Annotated in this window: 20 protein-coding genes; 5 read left to right on the forward strand and 15 right to left on the reverse strand. The window is 43.6% G+C overall.

All coding sequences use genetic code 11. The annotated features are described in order from the left end of the window. Nucleotides 1–20 precede the first annotated feature (20 nt). The 6 genes from moaA to DFR63_RS10255 are packed head-to-tail and all read right to left on the reverse strand — an operon-like array spanning nt 21 to nt 4018. Nucleotides 21–1046, reverse strand: coding sequence for a GTP 3',8-cyclase MoaA (gene moaA / locus DFR63_RS10230; protein WP_115885850.1), 1026 nt, complete (start codon nt 1044–1046; stop codon nt 21–23). A gap of 11 nt (nt 1047–1057) precedes the next feature. Next, nucleotides 1058–1624: a molybdenum cofactor guanylyltransferase gene (gene mobA / locus DFR63_RS10235; protein WP_115885851.1), complete on the reverse strand. Its 567-nt coding sequence runs from the start codon at nt 1622–1624 to the stop codon at nt 1058–1060. Then, complete coding sequence (locus DFR63_RS10240; protein ID WP_115885852.1) at nt 1625–1858, reverse strand: MoaD/ThiS family protein; 234 nt, start codon at nt 1856–1858, stop codon at nt 1625–1627. Then, nucleotides 1858–2301 (reverse strand): molybdenum cofactor biosynthesis protein MoaE, encoded by a 444-nt coding sequence (locus DFR63_RS10245; RefSeq protein ID WP_115885853.1) that lies wholly within the window; start codon nt 2299–2301, stop codon nt 1858–1860. The genes DFR63_RS10240 and DFR63_RS10245 overlap by 1 nt, the downstream gene beginning before the upstream one ends. Then, nucleotides 2288–2758 carry a molybdopterin-guanine dinucleotide biosynthesis protein B gene (gene mobB, locus DFR63_RS10250; RefSeq protein ID WP_115885854.1) on the reverse strand — a complete coding sequence of 157 codons (471 nt, stop codon included), beginning with the start codon at nt 2756–2758 and terminating at the stop codon, nt 2288–2290. Before mobB ends, DFR63_RS10245 begins: the two co-directional genes overlap by 14 nt. Continuing rightward, nucleotides 2759–4018 carry a molybdopterin molybdotransferase MoeA gene (locus DFR63_RS10255; protein ID WP_115885855.1) on the reverse strand — a complete coding sequence of 420 codons (1260 nt, stop codon included), beginning with the start codon at nt 4016–4018 and terminating at the stop codon, nt 2759–2761. 99 nt (nt 4019–4117) lie between these two features. Between DFR63_RS10255 and moaC the strand changes: the two genes are divergently transcribed. Then, complete coding sequence (gene moaC, locus DFR63_RS10260) at nt 4118–4594, forward strand: cyclic pyranopterin monophosphate synthase MoaC (protein ID WP_115885856.1); 477 nt, start codon at nt 4118–4120, stop codon at nt 4592–4594. Nucleotides 4595–4840: 246 nt separating this feature from the next. On the opposite strand, the gene DFR63_RS10265 is transcribed toward moaC, so the two are convergent. Next, on the reverse strand, nt 4841–5347 hold the full coding sequence (locus DFR63_RS10265; RefSeq protein WP_425453206.1) for a MogA/MoaB family molybdenum cofactor biosynthesis protein: 507 nt from the start codon (nt 5345–5347) through the stop codon (nt 4841–4843). 12 nt (nt 5348–5359) lie between these two features. Next, entirely contained in the window at nt 5360–6361 is a 1002-nt protein-coding gene (locus DFR63_RS10270; RefSeq protein WP_115885858.1) for a ThiF family adenylyltransferase, read from the reverse strand. A gap of 206 nt (nt 6362–6567) precedes the next feature. Between DFR63_RS10270 and DFR63_RS10275 the strand changes: the two genes are divergently transcribed. After that, the gene (locus DFR63_RS10275) at nt 6568–7260 is read left to right on the forward strand and encodes a response regulator transcription factor (RefSeq protein WP_115885859.1); all 693 of its coding nucleotides are present in this window, start codon (nt 6568–6570) and stop codon (nt 7258–7260) included. Next, on the forward strand, nt 7261–9036 hold the full coding sequence (gene pnpS / locus DFR63_RS10280; RefSeq protein ID WP_115885860.1) for a two-component system histidine kinase PnpS: 1776 nt from the start codon (nt 7261–7263) through the stop codon (nt 9034–9036). Nucleotides 9037–9215: 179 nt separating this feature from the next. On the opposite strand, the gene DFR63_RS10285 is transcribed toward pnpS, so the two are convergent. Beyond that, complete coding sequence (locus tag DFR63_RS10285) at nt 9216–9899, reverse strand: hemerythrin domain-containing protein (RefSeq protein ID WP_162842342.1); 684 nt, start codon at nt 9897–9899, stop codon at nt 9216–9218. Nucleotides 9900–10036: 137 nt separating this feature from the next. Between DFR63_RS10285 and DFR63_RS10290 the strand changes: the two genes are divergently transcribed. Together DFR63_RS10290 and DFR63_RS10295 are read left to right on the forward strand one after the other, a co-directional pair. Further along, a complete protein-coding gene (locus DFR63_RS10290; protein WP_115885862.1) occupies nt 10037–10996 on the forward strand; it encodes a hypothetical protein in 960 nt (319 codons plus the stop codon). A 25-nt stretch (nt 10997–11021) separates the two neighbouring features. Then, a complete protein-coding gene (locus DFR63_RS10295; protein ID WP_115885863.1) occupies nt 11022–11603 on the forward strand; it encodes an LOG family protein in 582 nt (193 codons plus the stop codon). 29 nt (nt 11604–11632) lie between these two features. Here DFR63_RS10295 and DFR63_RS10300 read toward each other — a convergent pair whose 3' ends face one another. The 6 genes from DFR63_RS10300 to DFR63_RS10325 form a co-directional block, all read right to left on the reverse strand. Then, complete coding sequence (locus DFR63_RS10300) at nt 11633–12196, reverse strand: GNAT family N-acetyltransferase (protein ID WP_115885864.1); 564 nt, start codon at nt 12194–12196, stop codon at nt 11633–11635. A gap of 19 nt (nt 12197–12215) precedes the next feature. Next, nucleotides 12216–12551: a hypothetical protein gene (locus tag DFR63_RS10305; RefSeq protein ID WP_115885865.1), complete on the reverse strand. Its 336-nt coding sequence runs from the start codon at nt 12549–12551 to the stop codon at nt 12216–12218. Between the two features lie 12 nt (nt 12552–12563). Further along, entirely contained in the window at nt 12564–12824 is a 261-nt protein-coding gene (locus tag DFR63_RS10310; RefSeq protein WP_115885866.1) for a hypothetical protein, read from the reverse strand. 104 nt (nt 12825–12928) lie between these two features. Beyond that, a complete protein-coding gene (locus tag DFR63_RS10315; protein WP_115885867.1) occupies nt 12929–14611 on the reverse strand; it encodes a glutathione ABC transporter substrate-binding protein in 1683 nt (560 codons plus the stop codon). A 491-nt stretch (nt 14612–15102) separates the two neighbouring features. Continuing rightward, nucleotides 15103–16776, reverse strand: a complete 1674-nt coding sequence (locus DFR63_RS10320; protein ID WP_115885868.1) for a glutathione ABC transporter substrate-binding protein — start codon at nt 16774–16776, stop codon at nt 15103–15105. A 267-nt stretch (nt 16777–17043) separates the two neighbouring features. Then, nucleotides 17044–18015 carry an alpha/beta hydrolase gene (locus tag DFR63_RS10325; RefSeq protein WP_115885869.1) on the reverse strand — a complete coding sequence of 324 codons (972 nt, stop codon included), beginning with the start codon at nt 18013–18015 and terminating at the stop codon, nt 17044–17046. Nucleotides 18016–18024 lie beyond the last annotated feature (9 nt).

An 18024-nucleotide genomic window follows, 5' to 3' on the forward strand; every position in this document is an offset into this window, starting at 1 on the left:
CCTTCACGTTTTTTGTAAATTTATCCGCCGATATAGCTCATGTTGATTTTCTTCCGCTCCCGGCGTTTTTCTTCTGTAATTTCTGCTCTGATTTCAGAATAACGGTCATCGCGTTTGTCCCAGACGCCCATTAATACTTCTGTCAGTTCTTCGTCACTGATGCCATCCCGCATCATTGTCTTAATATCGAAACCGTCGACCGCAAACAGACAGCCGTAAAACTTGCCGTCAGATGACAGTCTTGCTCTCGTACAAGTAGAACAGAAGCTTTCCGATACACTCGTAATAAATCCTAAGTACGAATCTTCGGCATCGTTATGCTTGTAAACTTTCGCCACTTCACCGTAATAGGCCGGATCCTGCGGGGCGAGATCAAATTCCGTCTGCAAGGTTTCAAGAATTTCTTTCTTGCTGACCACCTTGTCGAAGTTCCAGCCGTTATCGTTGCCAACATCCATAAATTCAATAAAGCGCAAGGTCACAGGCAAGTTTTTAAAATAGCGTGCCATCGGCAGTATTTCCTGCTCGTTCAAGCCTTTTTGCACAACCATATTGATTTTAATCTGGAAACCGAGGCCGATTGCATATTCAATCTGTTCCAAAATGCGCGACGTGCCAATACCCCGGTCGTTAATTTTACCGAACAGTTCGTCATCCATCGCATCGAGGCTGATATTAATACGTCTCAGCCCTGCATCGTACAGTTTCTGGCCGTGTTTCTTCAAAAGCAGTCCGTTCGTTGTGAGTCCGATATCTTCAATGCCTTCAATCACGTTTAATCGTTCAATTAATTCATGAAGGTCTTTTCTCATCATCGGTTCTCCGCCCGTCAGACGCAACTTCTTCACACCGAGACTGGCGTAAATTCTTGCGAGCCTTTCAATTTCGTCAAAGGAAAGCAATTGTTCACGCTTTAAGAATTCAAAATCATCTCCGAAAATTTCTTTCGGCATGCAGTATCGGCATCTGAAGTTACATTTATCCGTGACCGAAATTCTGAGGTCCCGGATCGGACGGCCAAATTTATCTGTAACTACCTGAGCCATGTAATTCCTCCTTATTTAATATCAGTCTTCCGATTGATATTAACCAGCGTCGTACTATTGAGATTATAAGACCCGATGTTTAAATATTGGACATCGAGATTCTCGAAAAACGCTTTTAAACTTAACCGTTTCGTCTCAAGCTGCGCTTTTAACAGTTCAGCCAGAGTGTCATGCTGATAAACCCCGATGAGCGGGTGCTCTCTGTCGTTATCAGTCGTAATTACCGTATCGCCTGTCTTCTCTGCTTCTTCACTAAGAATATCGAGCCAGGCCGAATCAACATACGGTGTATCACAGGATATCACCATCAGTGCTTGTCCCGGATACTCTTTGGCCGAAGCGTACAATCCGCCGAGCGGCCCGTGGTCGATATACTCCGGATCATCGGTAATTACTTTATAATTTTTAAAGCTTGTCTTCAGTTTATCATTTGTGTTGATGACAATCTCGTCTATTGCTTGAACATTTTCCAACGATTGTGCGACATGTTCATACATCGGACGGCCATTTAACATATACAAGGCTTTATCCTCGCCGAAGCGGCTCGATTTGCCGCCCGCTAAAATTACCCCGATCATTTAACCGCCGCTTACCGGCGGAATTAACGCCACAGTATCTTCTGATGTAACGACTTCGTCATCTTTAACAAATGCTTCGTTTTTAGCTACCTGAAATACTTCGCCGTCAAGTTCAGGGTAGTCGATAAAAATATGATTCTTTAATTCACCGACAGTAATTGAGTCGCCGACAAACAAGTCAATTGTGTCGCTGCCGATTTTTTCTTTTATACTTGCAAATACTTTAATTTCCATTAGTTTTCCTCCACACTCGGATGATATTTGCGGGAATCGCCAATCCATTTTTCGCCGTCTTCCCAAATTTCTTTTTTCCAGATCGGGACAATCTCTTTTAACCGTTCAACTGCATACTCGTTCGCCCGGTAGCTGTCTGTACGGTGCGGCGAACTCGTTACAATAACCACTGCGATATCGGAAATTTCAAGCTTGCCGATACGGTGACCGATGGCTGTAATCACACCCGGCCAGCGTTCCGATATTTCATCGCCGATTTGAGCGAGCATTTTTTCCGCCATCGGAATATAGGCTTCATATTCCAAGTGAACGGTGCGCGTGCCTTTCGTCCATTCGCGGACATGTCCCGTAAAGGTGCATACTGCTCCCTGATGTTCATTAACAGTCATTTTATGGTATTTGTTTATATCCAGTTCTTTATCTGTTACTTCAAACATTTTCATTACCGATACTGCTCCATTCTTTAAACCAGTTCACTGCATTATCCTTATCATAACGCATATCAAAACGGTTTAACACATTCGTGAGGCCGATTTCATTAATATCCGTGTCACCTTCTGTAAACGAATAGGTCAGTATAATTTTTGAATAGTTTTCTTTTTTATAGCCTTCAACGAGTACGAAATCCACGCCTTCAGTTTGAAATCTCTGCAGCTGTACAGTCAGCGGCTTGTCGGGACGTTCCGTCATAATGGAATGTCCCGGCATATTGAAGGCAGTATAATCTGCACCCGCTTCAAAAAATCTGCCGGTATCCGTATCGTTCGGGATGTCTTCGGTAATATGATGCCGTTTAATCACTGCAACAGTATAGCCGTGCTGTTTTAATAAATTTACCAGGTCCAGGATGAGCGTTGTTTTACCTGTATTTTTATAGCCTGCTATCTGTAAGGTTTTCATCTACTCCACCCCAAAATTGTCTGCGCCTGTCGTGACATCAGTCATCATCACTTTGACTGCATCGCCTTTAACAAAGCCGCGCGTACCGCCCGGCAGGACGATAACGCCGTTGCTCCGTGCAATAGATGTCACCGCATTTGATTTGTTAAAACCGGATGGGCGTGCATATATTTTGCCTTCTTTAAAAAACAGTTCCGCACGGATAAAGCGCGAGAACGGATTAGCCTTCGAGTGGTCCTCATCAAGCACCGCATCAATAAGCGGTGCAAACGGCAGTGCTGCACTCTGCATTAAGTTCAGCGCAGGCCGGGCAAACAGTTCAAAACCTGAATAGCACGCTGACGGGTTGCCGCTGAGTCCGAAAAGCAGTTTATCGTTTAAAATACTGACTGTTGTAACGCTGCCCGGACGCATAGCTACTTTATTGAAAAGGACTTCAGCGCCGAGTTCGTCGTAGATCTTCGGCAGCAGGTCGTAATCACCGACCGATACGCCGCCTGTTGTAATAATCACGTCGACGTCATCGAGCATCGCTTTAATCCGCGTATACAGCGTATCGAAGTCATCTGTTTCTAATTTGTAATGCTTGCCTTCGATACCCATGCGTTTCAGCTGACTCATTACCATCGGTGTATTCGAGTTGCGGATTTTCCCGCGTTCGAGTTCATCTTCAACTTCTAAAAGTTCTGTTCCTGTAGACAGCACGCCGACCGCCGGCTGCTTGAACACTTCAACTTCGCTGTAGCCGAAAGTAGCAAGTGTCGCGACCGTACCCGGGTTAATCATCGTACCTTTTTCGACAATAATATCACCGACTTTACACTCTTCACCTTTTTGTGCGATATTTTCACCTGGTGTAAACTCACGCCGGATTGTAAAACCGTCTTCAGTTTCTTTCGTCTGTTCGAACATAACGACTGTATCCGCCGACTCTGGAATTTCAGCTCCCGTCATAATGCGGAAAGCTTCATTTTCCTTTAAGACATAATCGCTCGAACTGCCTGCCGGTACTTCTTCAACTACTTTAAACGGTACTCTGTTATCACCTGAAGCACCTTGAGACGATTGTGAATGAATTGCGAAACCGTCCATGGCAGATTTCGTAAATAAAGGAACATCCGACGTCGCTGTTAAGTCTTTCGCGAGCACTCTGCCGTAACTCTCTTTATAGCTGACAGTTTCTGTACCGAGTTCTGTGACTCTTGCCATCAGTTTTGCCACTGCATCGTTAACATGAACCGGTGTTCTGTTTAAAGTCATTTCTATCATCCTCGCTGTGTTTAAGTTATTTATCGTTTCGTATAAATGTTTGATATAATTTGATTACTTATACTTATTGTACTAAATGGGAGGTTGCAAATGTCTAATTTTACGCATTTTAATGAAGAAGGCCGTGCCAAAATGGTCGATATATCAGATAAATCAGTCACGAAACGCAGTGCAACTGCACAGAGTCTGCTCGAAGTGCCTGAAAACATTTATAAAGGTATCACCGAAGGCACTGTAAAAAAAGGAGACGTTCTCAGTGTTGCTCAGGTGGCAGGTATTATGGCAGCGAAAAACACACATCAGATTATTCCGATGTGCCATCCTCTGTCACTGTCTGGTGTCGACGTCTCATTCCGCTGGGAAACTGATGAAGCCTATGTGCTCGTTATCGAAGCGACAGTAAAAACGACCGGCAAAACCGGTGTTGAAATGGAAGCACTGACAGCAGCAAGCGCTGTAGCGCTTACCGTTTACGATATGTGCAAGGCGCTCGATAAGGGCATGATTATTAAAGAAACAAAGCTTCTTGAAAAATCCGGCGGCAAATCCGGCGACTACAAGGCTTAAATATGATTGAATCCGTCTGCCCTTGAGCAGGCGGATTTTTTAGTTGGGTGCTGGCTCACGTATACGAATGATCCGATGCATAGGCATGACGGGAGCTCATGTATATGAATGATTCGATGCATAGGCATGACGGGGGCTCATGTATACGAAAGACCCGTTGCATAGGCATGACGGGGGCTCATGTATACGAAAGACCCGTTGCATGGGCATGACGGGGGCTCATGTATACACAACGTGACATATACTCTAATTCTCTTTATTCAGCTCAAATACCAGGTGGTTCAATTCCGGCATTACGAGTTTTTCCATGCCGAGCTTTACTGCACCGCTTGAACCCGGCAGTGAGATAATCAGCTGACGACCGTAAGTTCCAGCTGCTGCGCGGGATAAAAGACTGCGTGAACCAATGTCTTCCGTGTAGCTCAGCATGCGAAACAGCTCGCCGAATCCTTCGATTTCCTTATCGAACAGCGGCGTCACCGCTTCAATCGTCACATCGCGTCTGGCGATTCCCGTGCCGCCCGTCGTAATCACAACATCCACGCCCGCTGCAAGGTGCTGTTTCACCGCATTTTGAATCGTATCAATTTCGTCTTTAACGATTTCATAATGTTCTTCAGGCACAAAGGCATTCACCGTCCCGATATAATCAATGACGAGTTTACCGCCTTTGTCCGTCGTTTTATCGCGTGTATCACTAACCGTAATTACCGCCACTTTAATATCTCTGTCAATTCTATCCACAATACTCAAAAACATCCGCTCCTAGCCGAATAATTGGTTGATGATGGTCCGTGCTTTATTTAAATTCACGACGTTATGCATCAGCATTCTGCCGTTGGAGAAACTCACGATGCGTGTCTCTCCGTAGTTAAACTCGATAAAATACGGCGTTCTTTTATAGACGATATCCGCCTGCTCGAGTGTTTCTGTTACCACGCTCTCAGTCAGCCGGCCGTCGATGACCTGAATCATATCCCGGCCGCAGAATTTCATAGCACTCGTTTCTTCCCTGTTCAGTTCCGGGAATTCTTTCGACTGGCAAGTCGGACATGCGCTTTCCGTCATGCTGCTGATATCGAACTTCATATAATCCATATCCCATACATTGCCGATATGCATATGATAAGGGCCCCTAAACTGCTCTGTCAGAATTTTAAGGGCTGTGGTCACCTGGTGACTGACAGCCATATGGACTGCCGGCGAGATAATGCCTGCGGTATCGCAGGTCAGAGTCGTCGCCGGCAGCACCGGTGTTAAGCATCTGAAGCACGGTGTCTCGCCCGGCACGAAGGCTGCACTGGAATATGAACCTTCAATGCAGGCCGCATAGATCCACGGGAGCTTATATTTAAAGGCTGCGTCGTTTATCAGCATGCGTGTATCGAAATTATCCGTACCGTCTAAAAGCAGATCCGCTTCTTTTGCGACCGACTCAATTAGTCCTGCATCGCAGTGCGCCACATGCACTTCAATATCGATGCTGCTGTTGATTTTAGACAGTTTATCGTAAGCGGCAACAGCTTTCGGCTTTTTTTCTTGTGCATCTTCTTCGTTATATAATGTCTGGCGCTGCAGATTCGTTAATTCCACATAATCGCGGTCGATTAAAATCAGTTTGCCGACCCCCGCTCTTGCGAGCATTTCTGACGACAGAGAACCAAGTGCGCCGAGCCCGACAATCACCGCTGTTTTTTCTCCGAGAAGCTTTTGACCCTGCTCGCCGATATTAGAATAGAGCAGCTGTCTTGAATATCTGTTATCCATTATTTTCACTCATTAATATAGAAATTTATGTAACGCTTTCATCCTTGATTTTATCACAAACACGGGGCTAAATCATTTTATTGATTTACAAACAATGGTCTTTAGAACCTTATTGTTAAGATGGTGTAAAGTTCGTCTGTAAATTGTATGAATTGTGCTAAAATATAGTTGTTATAACTTAATGAAATTTACGGAGGGTCTTATAGATGAAGAAGCTGCTAGTCGTTGATGATGAACCATCAATTTTAACCTTACTGAAATTCAACCTGGAGCAGAGCGGTTTTGAAGTGCTCACAGCTGAAAACGGCAATGATGCGCTGGAAATTGCTGTGACTGAAGATCTGACGCTGATCGTTCTCGACCTGATGCTGCCGGGCATGGACGGCATGGATGTCTGCAAAACACTCCGCCAGGAAAAAATTAATACGCCTATTTTAATGCTGACAGCAAAAGATGATGAGTTCGATAAAATTCTCGGTCTTGAACTCGGCGCCGATGACTATATGACTAAGCCGTTCAGTCCGAGAGAGGTCGTCGCGCGGGTTAAAGCCATTTTACGCCGGACCAACCTCGTTCAGGCTGAGGCGAAAAATGAAGTGATTAAAATCGGCGAGCTTGAAATTCATCCCGACAAATACATGGTGATGTTTAAAGGTGAACAGCTGGTGCTGACACCGAAAGAATTCGAATTGCTTCTTTATCTTGCCAACCACCGCGGCAAGGTTTTGAGCCGCGACCAGCTCTTAAACGGTGTCTGGGATTTCCATTACGATGGAGATACGCGCATTGTGGATGTTCATATCAGCCATCTGCGTGAAAAAATCGAAGCGGATACGAAGCAGCCTGTGTATATACGAACAATCCGCGGCTTCGGCTACAAGATGGAAGGACAGGATTAAATGCAGCGTCTGTGGCTGAAAATCACAGGATCTTATTTAATATTATCGATTACATTTATACTGGTGCTGTGGTTTTTTATCAGTTCGATTATTCAAAATACATATACGGATATGACGAAAGAACATCTGATAGAAAATGCCCAGCTGGTATCGGAAGTGATTACGCTCGGCGGTCTGGATGAAGACCGGGAGACACTTGATGAATGGACGAGTCATTTTGATGAAGAAATTACGCTCCGCTATACGATTATCGCTAAAGACGGTACGGTAATTGCGGATACCGAAAGTGATATTGAAACGATGGACAATCATTTAAACAGGCCGGAAATCGATGCGGTACTCGTGAGAAATCAGGAAATCGGTGAATCTGTCAGGCTGAGTGATACGCATGATATGTCGATGATGTACATAGCGATTCCTTTTAAAGCCGACGGTGAAATTATTGGAGCTGTCAGAACTTCCGTTTCGACAAAATCGATTGATAACGCTATTAGTGCCATCTGGACAACGCTGAGTGCAATTCTGTTTATTATTCTGCTCGTTTCTGTAATTTCGGCGGCCCTCCTGAGCTATAATATTACGAAGCCGATTAATAGAGTGATTAACGTAACAAAGCGGCTGCAGAATAAAGATTACAGTGCGCGTATTAACTCGGATTATTCCGGCGAAATCGGTAATCTAAACACCTCTGTCAATGCGCTCGCTGCAAGTCTGCAGTCGCATGTCAATGAAATAGAAGAAAGTGAAAAGCAGTTAAACAGTATCCTGTCGAATCTGGTCAGCGGTGTGGTGCTGATTGATGATAAAGGTAAAGTTGCGCTGACGAACCAGGCAACGGAGCGCTTTTTATCGAAACATACTTCAAAAATTTACCAGAGAGAATACAATTACGTATTCGGGCCGCTCGGTATCGACCATTTAATTGAAACTGTGATTGAAGATAATGTCAGCCGGCACGATGAAGCGCATCTTTACTTTCCGGAAGAACGGATTCTGGATGTACATATCGCGCCGTATTACAGCCAAGGCTGGCAGCAGCGCGGCGCGATTATTGTGCTGCACGATATTACAGATATCAGAAGGCTTGAGAAAATGCGCAGTGAATTTGTTGCGAATGTCTCGCACGAATTGAAAACGCCGATTACTTCGGTGAAAGGATTTGCTGAAACACTGCTCAGCGGCGATGTGCCGGATGAAGCGACAGCCAAACAATTCCTGCAGATTATTTATGATGACAGCGAAAGGTTAAACCGGCTGATTACCGATCTGCTTGAATTATCGAAAATTGAAAAGCAGGCAATGCCGCTCGAAATTACCAAGGTGGATATGAAGACGGTGATTAAAAATTCCACGCGGACTATTTCCAAATTTGCACACGATAAAAATATTACGCTGCATCTTCCGGAAGATAGTTCTCCGGTGTATGTGGAAGCCGATAAAGACCGGCTCGGACAGATTGTCCTGAACCTGGTTGCAAATGCAGTCAACTACACATCTGATAACGGACATATTTATATTGATGTTGAAGAACGCTCGTCGAAAGTCGTCCTTAACGTGCGCGATACCGGGATGGGTATACCGGAAGAAAGCCTCGATCGGCTGTTCGAACGCTTCTATCGCGTCGACAAAGCCCGAAGCCGTCATTCAGGCGGCACGGGACTCGGTCTCGCCATTGTCAAGCACTTAGTCGAATCCCACGAAGGTGAAATCTATGTGAAAAGTACAGAAGGAGTCGGCTCGACTTTTACTGTTGAACTCCCGAAAACACAAGAATAGATAAGTAAATTGATTAAGATTAAGCCGGGCGCATGAGATGCGTCCGGTTTTTCTGTCAAGGAGGTTAGATAAAACAGCTGCCGAGCCATTGTCAGTTTCACAATGGCGCGCCAGCCTTCTAATATCCTCATAAAACCCAAAAACCCGCTCACATGAGCGGGTTTTCATTAAACAATATATTACCTGAACGGCGTAAACAGCAGATTGTTTTCCAGATGCAGGAGGGTCATAATATTCTTCTCATTTTCTTCCAGTTTCTTCAGTACGAAGACGTTTAACGGCTCGTTGCTGTCGACTGGTGTGTAGCCGCTGGTCAGCGAACGGATTTGCTTGAACCAGTTGACGATATTTCGATGTTCATCGAGTAATCTTGTAATGTGCGGTTTCAGCGCTTCAAAAGCGACTGAACTTTTTTGTTCATAATACGTCAGTAGCAGCGGGTACACATCGGATTCTTCCGTTTCGATATGCACTGTCATTTCCCGGTAAATATTATAGAAGAGTTCGGCCACTTTATCGTATTCAACATCTTCTTTTTTATATTTTTTGGCGAGTTTTTCGACGTAGTCATTTAGAACCGGCAGTTCATCCAGCAGGTCGTCGTAATATTTACGTTCGATATACTTAATAATGCTCGTCTGATCCATAAACGATACATCGATTCCCTCAATCCGCTGTTTCGCAAGTTCGTTGACTTCATATAAAATGTTTTCCAGATTAAAATCGCCTGCTTCATGAGCTTCCTTTAAAGTCTGGTCGCCGTGATTAACAAAATCAATATTAATTTCACGGAAGATGCCTGCCGCTGCCGGCACCTTAAATAGAATATCTTTTAATTTCATCGTTTCATTTATATTTGACATGTTGAATCCTCCTCGTCTATTCTTTATATTCATACCATTAATTGAAATTATTTAAACCTTGGTACCCGTTTAATTCTTTCTTGCCTGGGGTATTGTATAATTAATCTAAACAGCTATTTATATGGAGGTCAGTCCCAGTGAATAAAAATTTAAAAATGTTAGCTACAATTATACCATTGATCGCGGTTCCCTTATTTAATGAACGTAAAAAGATAGCGAAACATCCCGATATGCAAAAGCTCGGGGCAGTATCGAATTCAGTCTACACGCGCGTTAGAGACAGCAGTAAAGATGCTGCCTCAAGTGCTTACGAAACGACGAAAAATACCGCCCAGACTATCGGTACGAAAGTAAGCGATACGCTTGAAGAACGCAGCTATAATAAGGAAGTTAAAAATTATCAGAAGAGCCTCGAGCAGGAAGAATCGCTTGAAAAGCGTTTTGAGAAAGACAAGACAGCTCATAAAGAAAAACGCAAGGCGGACAGCAGTGATAAAAACCGTTCTTCCTTTGTGCCGAAAATCTTCCAGTCACACAGTGAAAAATCTGCCGATGATATTAAAGACGGCATGACAGTGTCCGATGAACTGATGTCACAGAACTCGCCGACACCGGATATTAACACTGACAAACTGACAGAGCCGGATAATGAAGAACCGGTTTACGGTGAAAAATATATGTTTGAAGACAGTGAAGAAGATGACAAAGTTCAGAACGAACTGGTACCATATATAGGTAACGCAATTCAAATTAATGAAAGCAGTGAGAAAATGACAAACATCCAGGAAATTAATGAAGAAAAAGTTCTCAACGACACAAAATTCACAAGAAACTCAAACGATCAGCAGGATGAGAATTTACCGCTTCGCCAGCAGCATAAAAACATTTTAGACCCGCGCAGTGCGGCACGTGAAAAATACGCTGCAGAAAAGAAAAAAGAAAAAGAGAACCTACGAAACAGCAACAGTCTCTTCAATAAACACCGCCGCATGAACTTTGAACATGCGAACAAGAGAAAACGCATTATCGGCGACGGCACTCCTTATATTAAAGATGAAACAATTAAAAATTACGAAGAGCTAATGTTTAATAAATAAGTTTAACATCATAGGAGCATACTTTATGAACTTTAAAAAAATTACTGTATTCTGCGGTGCAAAAACCGGGAAAAACAAAAATTATGAAAAAGCTGCCTATAAATTAGGCGAAGATGCTGCCCGTAAAAACTTAACCGTCGTATACGGCGGCGGCGCAACCGGCCTGATGGGCGCAGTTGCAGACGGAGCGCTCGCTGAAAACGGAAAAGTCACCGGGGTGATTCCGCAGTTTCTTGTCGACCGCGAAGTTGCTCACCCCGGCGTCAGGGATATGCGCATCGTCCAGTCTATGCACCAGCGCAAACATGAGCTGGAAGCAGAAGGGGATGCAATTATTATGATGCCCGGCGGTGCCGGCACGCTTGAAGAATTTTTTGAAGTTTTTACTTGGGGACAGCTCGGGCTGCATGAAAAACCGATTGGCATATTGAACGTTGACGGTTATTTTGATGCGCTTAAAGCCGTAATCTACAAATCGATTGAAGAAGGTTTCCTAGAAGAGCGTTATCTTGATATGCTGTTCATCCACGATAACCTTAACGATATTCTTGAGGGTTTTGAATCATATGTGCCTGTAGCAGTGAGAACTTACGAAGATTTAAAATAAGCAGGAAAAAAAAGAGCACGGATTCAAGTTTACAGTTTGAATCTGCGCTCTTTTTGTGTGGATTTTTTAAACAGCACGTGCCGTTTCAAAGAATGCCCGTCCATAATACCCGGATGATCAAAAGTCTGCACCGGTTCCATGCCGATTTTTTCCATAATATTAATCGAAGGGATATTCCGCACTGCTGTATAAGCGTAAACTTCCTTAATATCTGTCTGACGTTCGACGAATTTTAATACTCCGCGGGCGGCTTCTGTCGCAAAGCCCTGGTTCCAGTGTTTCTTTTGAAGCCGCCAGCCTATTTCTATACAGGGCAGGAAATCAAAATCGAGAGTGTCATCTGCTTCCAGTACGTGAATTCCCGTAAAGCCGATAAATTCATTCGTATCTTTCCGTTCAACAGCAAACAGACCAAAGCCTCTGTCGATAATGCACTTTTGAGCGGTGCGTGCATATGCAACAGATTCCTCAGGTGTTACCAGCGTTGGAAAATAACGCCTGACATCCGGATCCTGATTCATTCTAATAAAGGTCTTTAAATCACTTTCCTGCCAGTCGCGTAAAATCAGACGTTTTGTCTTAATATATTTCATTTTACTTCAGGCCTATCTATTAAAGTTCTGCTTCATTTTGAATCGGCACATCGCGGCGGATGTAACTGATTAAACGCACGGTAAATTCACTGTTTTCAAAATCGTAGTCTTCAAGATTTTTCTTCTTGTTATCCGTTGTCACGACTGCATCGATGAAGTCGACCGTATGCTTTTCTTTAAACGTAATAGTAAAAGTTTCAAAGCTCTCTTCCGGTGCCGGTTTTTTCACGACAACACGGTTAATCGAACCTTGATCATCTTCCAGTTCGCCGCCGGTAGCCGCTTCAATTTCTTTTGCCAGCTCTTTGAGCTTCATTTTTTTACCTTCAATTAAATAAAACTTCTCTTCATGCATGATAAAACTCCTTTACTCTTCGTTTTCTTCTTCATCTTCCTCTTCATCAGGCTGCTGGTTTTCTTCGAATTCCTGCTCGAGTGCTTCCAGTTCTGATTCTTTCGCATCGACATTCTGCTGAAGCGCTTCATTATCACCCTGCAGGGAATTAATTTCCTCTTCCAGCTCGGCAATTTCATTGTTGACGTTTTCCAGATCTTTTTCTGCCTGGGTAGATTCGCTGCTGCAGGCTGCAAGTCCCAGTACAAATATTAGCATTATCAGTTTTTTCATCATATCCACCTATAGTTAATCTTACCCAATATTATACCATTCATATGTATATTTTTAAATTTATAGAAAAAACCCGGCAAAAATGCCGGGTCCTTCAATCTTTACTATTCTTCAATTGTTACCTGATCCACATGATAAATACCCTGTGCATCAACCCAGAAGTTCTGAACGTTAGCATTTAAGCCTGTTAAGTAGTTCTGGTGGTGAATGTAGGCCATCGGCGCTACATCTACGAGATAATCTTGAAGTTCTGAATAAATTTCAAGTCTCGCTTCTTCATCAGTTTCCTGACGTCCTGCTTCAAGCAATTCGTCTACTTTATCGTCTGATAAGAATGAACGGTTACCCGGGTCGCCATGCATTGATGAGTGGAATAACGGATAAGTACCGTAGTCCGCATCACCAGTTACAGTTGACCAGCCGAGGATAAACATATCGTGGTTCCCTGCAGCTGTTTCTTCCAAGTACGCGCCCCACTCAAGCTGTTCAACAGTTAAGTTGATGCCGATTTCCTGCAGTGATTCCTGCAGATAAATTGCCGTATTTACACGTTCAGGACTGTCGTTAGTCCAGATTGACAGATCAAGTCCATCTTCGTAACCGGCTTCTGCCATCAGTTCTTTGGCACGTTCGATGTCGTAAGAGATACCTTCAACATTTTCATCGTATCCGAAGACACCCGGAGCTAACGGCCCTTGTGCCGGAATACCTACACCGTCGTATACTCCGCTGATAATTTCTTCGCGGTCGATAGCATAAGAAATTGCCTGACGTACTCTTTCATCGTCTAAAGGTTCTTTTTCAGTGTTAAATCCGATATAAGAAAGTGACATTGATTCTGTTTCGTCAAGTTCAGTCTCTGCTCCATTAGCAATACGGTCTGCGTTGCTCGATTCAACAGCACCTGCAACATGAGAAGTGCCCGATTCGATTTCAGCAATACGTGACGCAGTTTCCGGAACTACTTTAAATGTTACTGTGTCGAGTGTTGCAACTTCACCGTAGTAATCGTCATTGCGCTCAAGGACAACCTGCTCACCCGGTGTGCGTTCCTGTAATTTAAAGACGCCTGTTCCTACAGGATTTGCAGTGACGTATTCGCCAAGATCAGAAGAAATTGCATCCTGAACTTCTTCAGCATCACCATTTTTGCGTAATTCATAATATTCTTCTGCAGTCATATCTTCACCTGCAGCATCAAGTGCTTCCTGGTAATCAGTATCGATTACATCTTTACTGATCATACCGCCGCCATCATGTGCAAGGTGCGCAAGCAATGGTGCAAACGGATATTCAGTTGTAATTTCAACTGTGTACTCATCCACTGCTTCAACATCGCTAACCATTTCGTATAAGAACATACGAGGTGATGCCATAGCCGGATCAAGTACGCGTTCAAGGTTCGCAACAACAGCTTCCGCGTTGAAAGGTGTGCCGTCGTGGAAGGTTACATCGTCACGGAGAGTAAAGCTCCATGTTGTGTCATCTACCTGTTCCCACTCAGTCGCAAGACCAGGTTCCACTTCCATATCTGCATTCAGGACAGTCAGTCCATCGTATAAGTTGTAACGCACGTTTGATGATGGTACGTCATTATTGCCGTGCGGGTCCATTGAAACAATGTCACTCATCTGAGAGATGACAAGGTCCTGGCTGCCGGCCGGTGTACCTTCTGATGCGCCGTCTTCAGCTTCAGGCTCAACGTCGCTGTCGCTTGTACAAGCTGCCAGTACTAATGTAAACATCAGTACAATACTTAAAGTAAGCAGTTGTTTAAGGCTCTTCATTATGTATTTCCCCCTAATTAATTTTAAATTTTAAGATTATTTCGAATCCTAAAATTTCACTCTTACAATATTACCCCAAAAAAATTTTTCTTACAAGGTAGAATTTTGAAAATATTATCAATGTGATGAGTAATAATTACCCCTTCAAATTTCAACCATTCTCACTATAGCATGCACTTCATTCAAAATAAAGCGCTTTCAATATTTTTTTATGAGTGTGTGTATATTAAACACCGTTAAAAAAAGACAACCATGACATTTCAATTTACCATGACTGTAGGGTAAAATTCTCTCCTTATTCACTATCAATATAAGTTCCGCTGAAATCCAGCATATTGAAACCGTTGGCTTTAAATTCATGGACGTTGTCGTTATGTGCATTTAAATACTCTGCAAAGTAAGATAACTCCTCACAGAGAGTGACGAACCAAAAACTGCCCGGAAATCTTAATAGTAAGATTTCCGGGCAGTCTATCCTGCCAATTCTTTACTTATTGAATTGAAGTGCCTCTGAAATCGAAGATATTATAAGCATCGCCTCCGAATCCTTCAACGTGATTGCCGTATGCGTTTAAGTTTTCCCCGTGACGGATAAAGATTGCCGGTGCTTCATCTACTAAGATTTGCTGAGCTTCCATATACAGTTCTTCTCGCTCGCTTTCTTCAGTTGACTGGCGGGCTTCATCTAAAATACTGTCCAGTTCAGGGTTATTGTAGAAGGAACGGTTACCAGTGTCACCGATGTTATCACTGTGGAACAGCGGTGTGATTCCGTTATCCGGGTCACCTGTTGAGTTGCTCCAGCCAAGGATGAACATATCGTGTTCTCCTGCGCCTGTCGCTGCAAGGTACGCGCCCCACTCAACTTGTTCAACGTTCACTGTAATACCAAGGTTGCTCAATGATTCCTGCAGCCACAGGGCTACGTCTACACGTTCAGGGTTATCATCGTTAACCATTAAGTTAATTGTTAAATCTTCAACACCTGCTTCATCCAACAGTTCCTCGGCACGGTCCATATCATATTCCAAACCTTCAAGGTCTTCAGAATAACCGAGGACTCCCGGTGCAAGCGGTGCTTCTGCCGGTGTACCTGATCCGTTGTACACTCCATCGAGTACAGCCTGGCTGTCAAATGCATGCGTGATTGCCTGACGTACTCTCGGGTCGTCAAACGGTTCTTTTTCAGTATTGAATCCGATGTAGTCAATCGATACTGAATCGTTGCGGAGAAGTGTTACATCTTCGTTATTTTCCACGCGGTCAATATTGCTGGATAGTGTCGCTAAAATTGCATCTGATGAACCTGACTCAAGTTCAGCAATACGTGAACCCGGTTCAGATACTACTTTAAATGTCACCCCGTCAAGCAGTGCTGTATCTCCCCAGTAATCATCGTTGCGTACTACAGCAGTCTGTTCTCCAGGGCTTCTCGAATCAAACTTGAAGTAGTTTGTTCCAACAGGTTCAGATTCAACAAGCTGGCCGACAAAAGAGCTGATTTCATTTGCTGCTGCTTCATGCTCTTCCCCGCCTTCAGCGCGCAGGTCATAGTATTCTTCAAGAGATAAATCGCTGCCGGCTTCATCGAGTGCCTGCTGGTAATCAGCATCGATTAAATCTTTACTGATCATTTTTCCCGCACCATGAGTCAAGTTGTTCGCAAGCGGTGCAAAAGGATACTCAGTCACAAGTTCTACAGTGTAATCGTCGATAACGTTAACTTCGCTTACCATCTCGAGCAGGAATGAACGCGGTGAAGCTTTCGCCGGATCTTTTACACGTTCGATATTCGCTTTAACGACATCAGCATTAAATTCACTGCCGTCATGGAAAGTGACCCCTTCGCGAAGCTTAAATTGCCACGTTGTATCGTCAACCTGTTCATACTCTTCAGCTAAGACAGGAACTATTTCAAAATTTTCATCCTGTGTTAAGAGCGGCTCATAAATTGTATCGCGGATTTGTTCCGACGGTACATCATTACTGCCGTGCGGATCCATCGATACTGCATCACTTGGTATTGCCAAGGTCAGAGTACCGCCTTCTGCAGCTGCGGTCTCTTCCCCTTCAGTTGCTTCCTCTTCCACATTACTGTCATCAGTACATGCTGCGAGAATAAGTATTAATACGCCGAGCAATGCCATAAAACTAAACTTTTTCATTTGATTCCCCCCATTTCAAGAAGCTGTAAGCACTTCTTATAATATTCAGAATTTTACACTAGAAGTTAAATTTATACAACTGTTATTTCAGAAAAATCTAATTATTGAATACGCTTACTTATTTATTTGTTATTGGAATGGCATTTGAATTTTTAAAATGTAGCTTTGAGATAATAACAGCGATGCTGTGTTGTCGATGAAGATCGTTAAATTAATATCTCATCAACAAAAAAAGAAGCAGAATCACTGTTCTGCTTCCTGAAGATTTTAATTATCATATTCAAGCAGAATATCCTTAATCTGCTTTCTCGCCTCGATGCCTTCTTTAATCGGATAGAGCGGAAAGACATGATTCTGCATAGCGTACTCGTAGTACTCGTAAGCTGCTCCAGCTTTACCCAGCAGTTCAGCGTACTTACGGGCATCGGGTAATATAATCTCGCGTGTTCCTGCAAATAAGTATAGTTTCGGCAGCCCCGTTAAATCTCCGTACATCGGTGATACTTTGTAATTGTCCGGCGCAGCATCACCTGACCAGATTTTCCCGATAATTTTCAAATTATCTGTTTTCAGCATCGGCTCAACCGCTTCAAATTTTTCAATTTCAGGATTGCTCAGCGTAATATCGAGCCAGGGTGAAATGACGATTTGCGCCTTCGGCAGCGGCAGCGATGCTTTTTTTATCCATTGTACAAGGCCGAGCGTCAGTCCTCCGCCTGCAGAGTCTCCCATAATGATTATATTTTCACTTTCCTGAACGAGCTGTTTATACAATTCCTGCACCGCTTCGTATGCTTCGATATAAGTATGTTCCGGTGTCTTCGGATAAATCGGAACGATAAATTCCATGCCTGTTTCTCTAACGAGTTTGCTTAAAAAACGCCAGTGGAATACGGACGGCTGATGAATATAACCGCCGCCGTGCAAATACAGTACCCGCTGTCTGCTCTTCGGCGTCTTTGGTGACATGCTGAACACTTTCATGCCCGACACTTCACAGCTTTCAATATGGGAGGTAACGATACTTTTTGGAATTTCATACTCCCGCCGGTTTTCTTCAGCATTACGTTCGAGCATTTCCTCATTCATGTCTTCTAAATCAAAGTTCGCAACTCTGATTAAATCTTCAGCCAGTTCGCTGCCGATACTTCTCTTATGTACAAACAGCGCCCTGTATATATACATAATGATACCGGAAACTGCTGTCAAAATTGCCGCACCTCTAAATAATATTTTCATTTTACCCGT

The organism is Jeotgalicoccus halotolerans (assembly GCF_003387165.1).
GTDB classification, from domain to species: Bacteria; Bacillota; Bacilli; order Staphylococcales; family Salinicoccaceae; genus Jeotgalicoccus; species Jeotgalicoccus halotolerans.

Excerpts from the sequence above, each read along its gene's own strand:
- DFR63_RS10310 (WP_115885866.1), bottom strand. The coding sequence starts at position 12,824 with ATGAAAAAACTGATAATGCTAATATTTGTACTGGGACTTGCAGCCTGC.
- DFR63_RS10270 (WP_115885858.1), bottom strand. The coding sequence starts at position 6,361 with ATGGATAACAGATATTCAAGACAGCTGCTCTATTCTAATATCGGCGAG.
- DFR63_RS10275 (WP_115885859.1), top strand. The coding sequence starts at position 6,568 with ATGAAGAAGCTGCTAGTCGTTGATGATGAACCATCAATTTTAACCTTA.
- pnpS (WP_115885860.1), top strand. The coding sequence starts at position 7,261 with ATGCAGCGTCTGTGGCTGAAAATCACAGGATCTTATTTAATATTATCG.
- DFR63_RS10325 (WP_115885869.1), bottom strand. The coding sequence starts at position 18,015 with ATGAAAATATTATTTAGAGGTGCGGCAATTTTGACAGCAGTTTCCGGT.
- DFR63_RS10285 (WP_162842342.1), bottom strand. The coding sequence starts at position 9,899 with ATGTCAAATATAAATGAAACGATGAAATTAAAAGATATTCTATTTAAG.
- DFR63_RS10315 (WP_115885867.1), bottom strand. The coding sequence starts at position 14,611 with ATGAAGAGCCTTAAACAACTGCTTACTTTAAGTATTGTACTGATGTTT.
- DFR63_RS10245 (WP_115885853.1), bottom strand. The coding sequence starts at position 2,301 with ATGAAAATGTTTGAAGTAACAGATAAAGAACTGGATATAAACAAATAC.
- moaC (WP_115885856.1), top strand. The coding sequence starts at position 4,118 with ATGTCTAATTTTACGCATTTTAATGAAGAAGGCCGTGCCAAAATGGTC.
- moaA (WP_115885850.1), bottom strand. The coding sequence starts at position 1,046 with ATGGCTCAGGTAGTTACAGATAAATTTGGCCGTCCGATCCGGGACCTC.
- mobA (WP_115885851.1), bottom strand. The coding sequence starts at position 1,624 with ATGATCGGGGTAATTTTAGCGGGCGGCAAATCGAGCCGCTTCGGCGAG.
- DFR63_RS10300 (WP_115885864.1), bottom strand. The coding sequence starts at position 12,196 with ATGAAATATATTAAGACAAAACGTCTGATTTTACGCGACTGGCAGGAA.
- DFR63_RS10295 (WP_115885863.1), top strand. The coding sequence starts at position 11,022 with ATGAACTTTAAAAAAATTACTGTATTCTGCGGTGCAAAAACCGGGAAA.
- DFR63_RS10305 (WP_115885865.1), bottom strand. The coding sequence starts at position 12,551 with ATGCATGAAGAGAAGTTTTATTTAATTGAAGGTAAAAAAATGAAGCTC.
- DFR63_RS10320 (WP_115885868.1), bottom strand. The coding sequence starts at position 16,776 with ATGAAAAAGTTTAGTTTTATGGCATTGCTCGGCGTATTAATACTTATT.
- DFR63_RS10255 (WP_115885855.1), bottom strand. The coding sequence starts at position 4,018 with ATGACTTTAAACAGAACACCGGTTCATGTTAACGATGCAGTGGCAAAA.
- mobB (WP_115885854.1), bottom strand. The coding sequence starts at position 2,758 with ATGAAAACCTTACAGATAGCAGGCTATAAAAATACAGGTAAAACAACG.
- DFR63_RS10240 (WP_115885852.1), bottom strand. The coding sequence starts at position 1,858 with ATGGAAATTAAAGTATTTGCAAGTATAAAAGAAAAAATCGGCAGCGAC.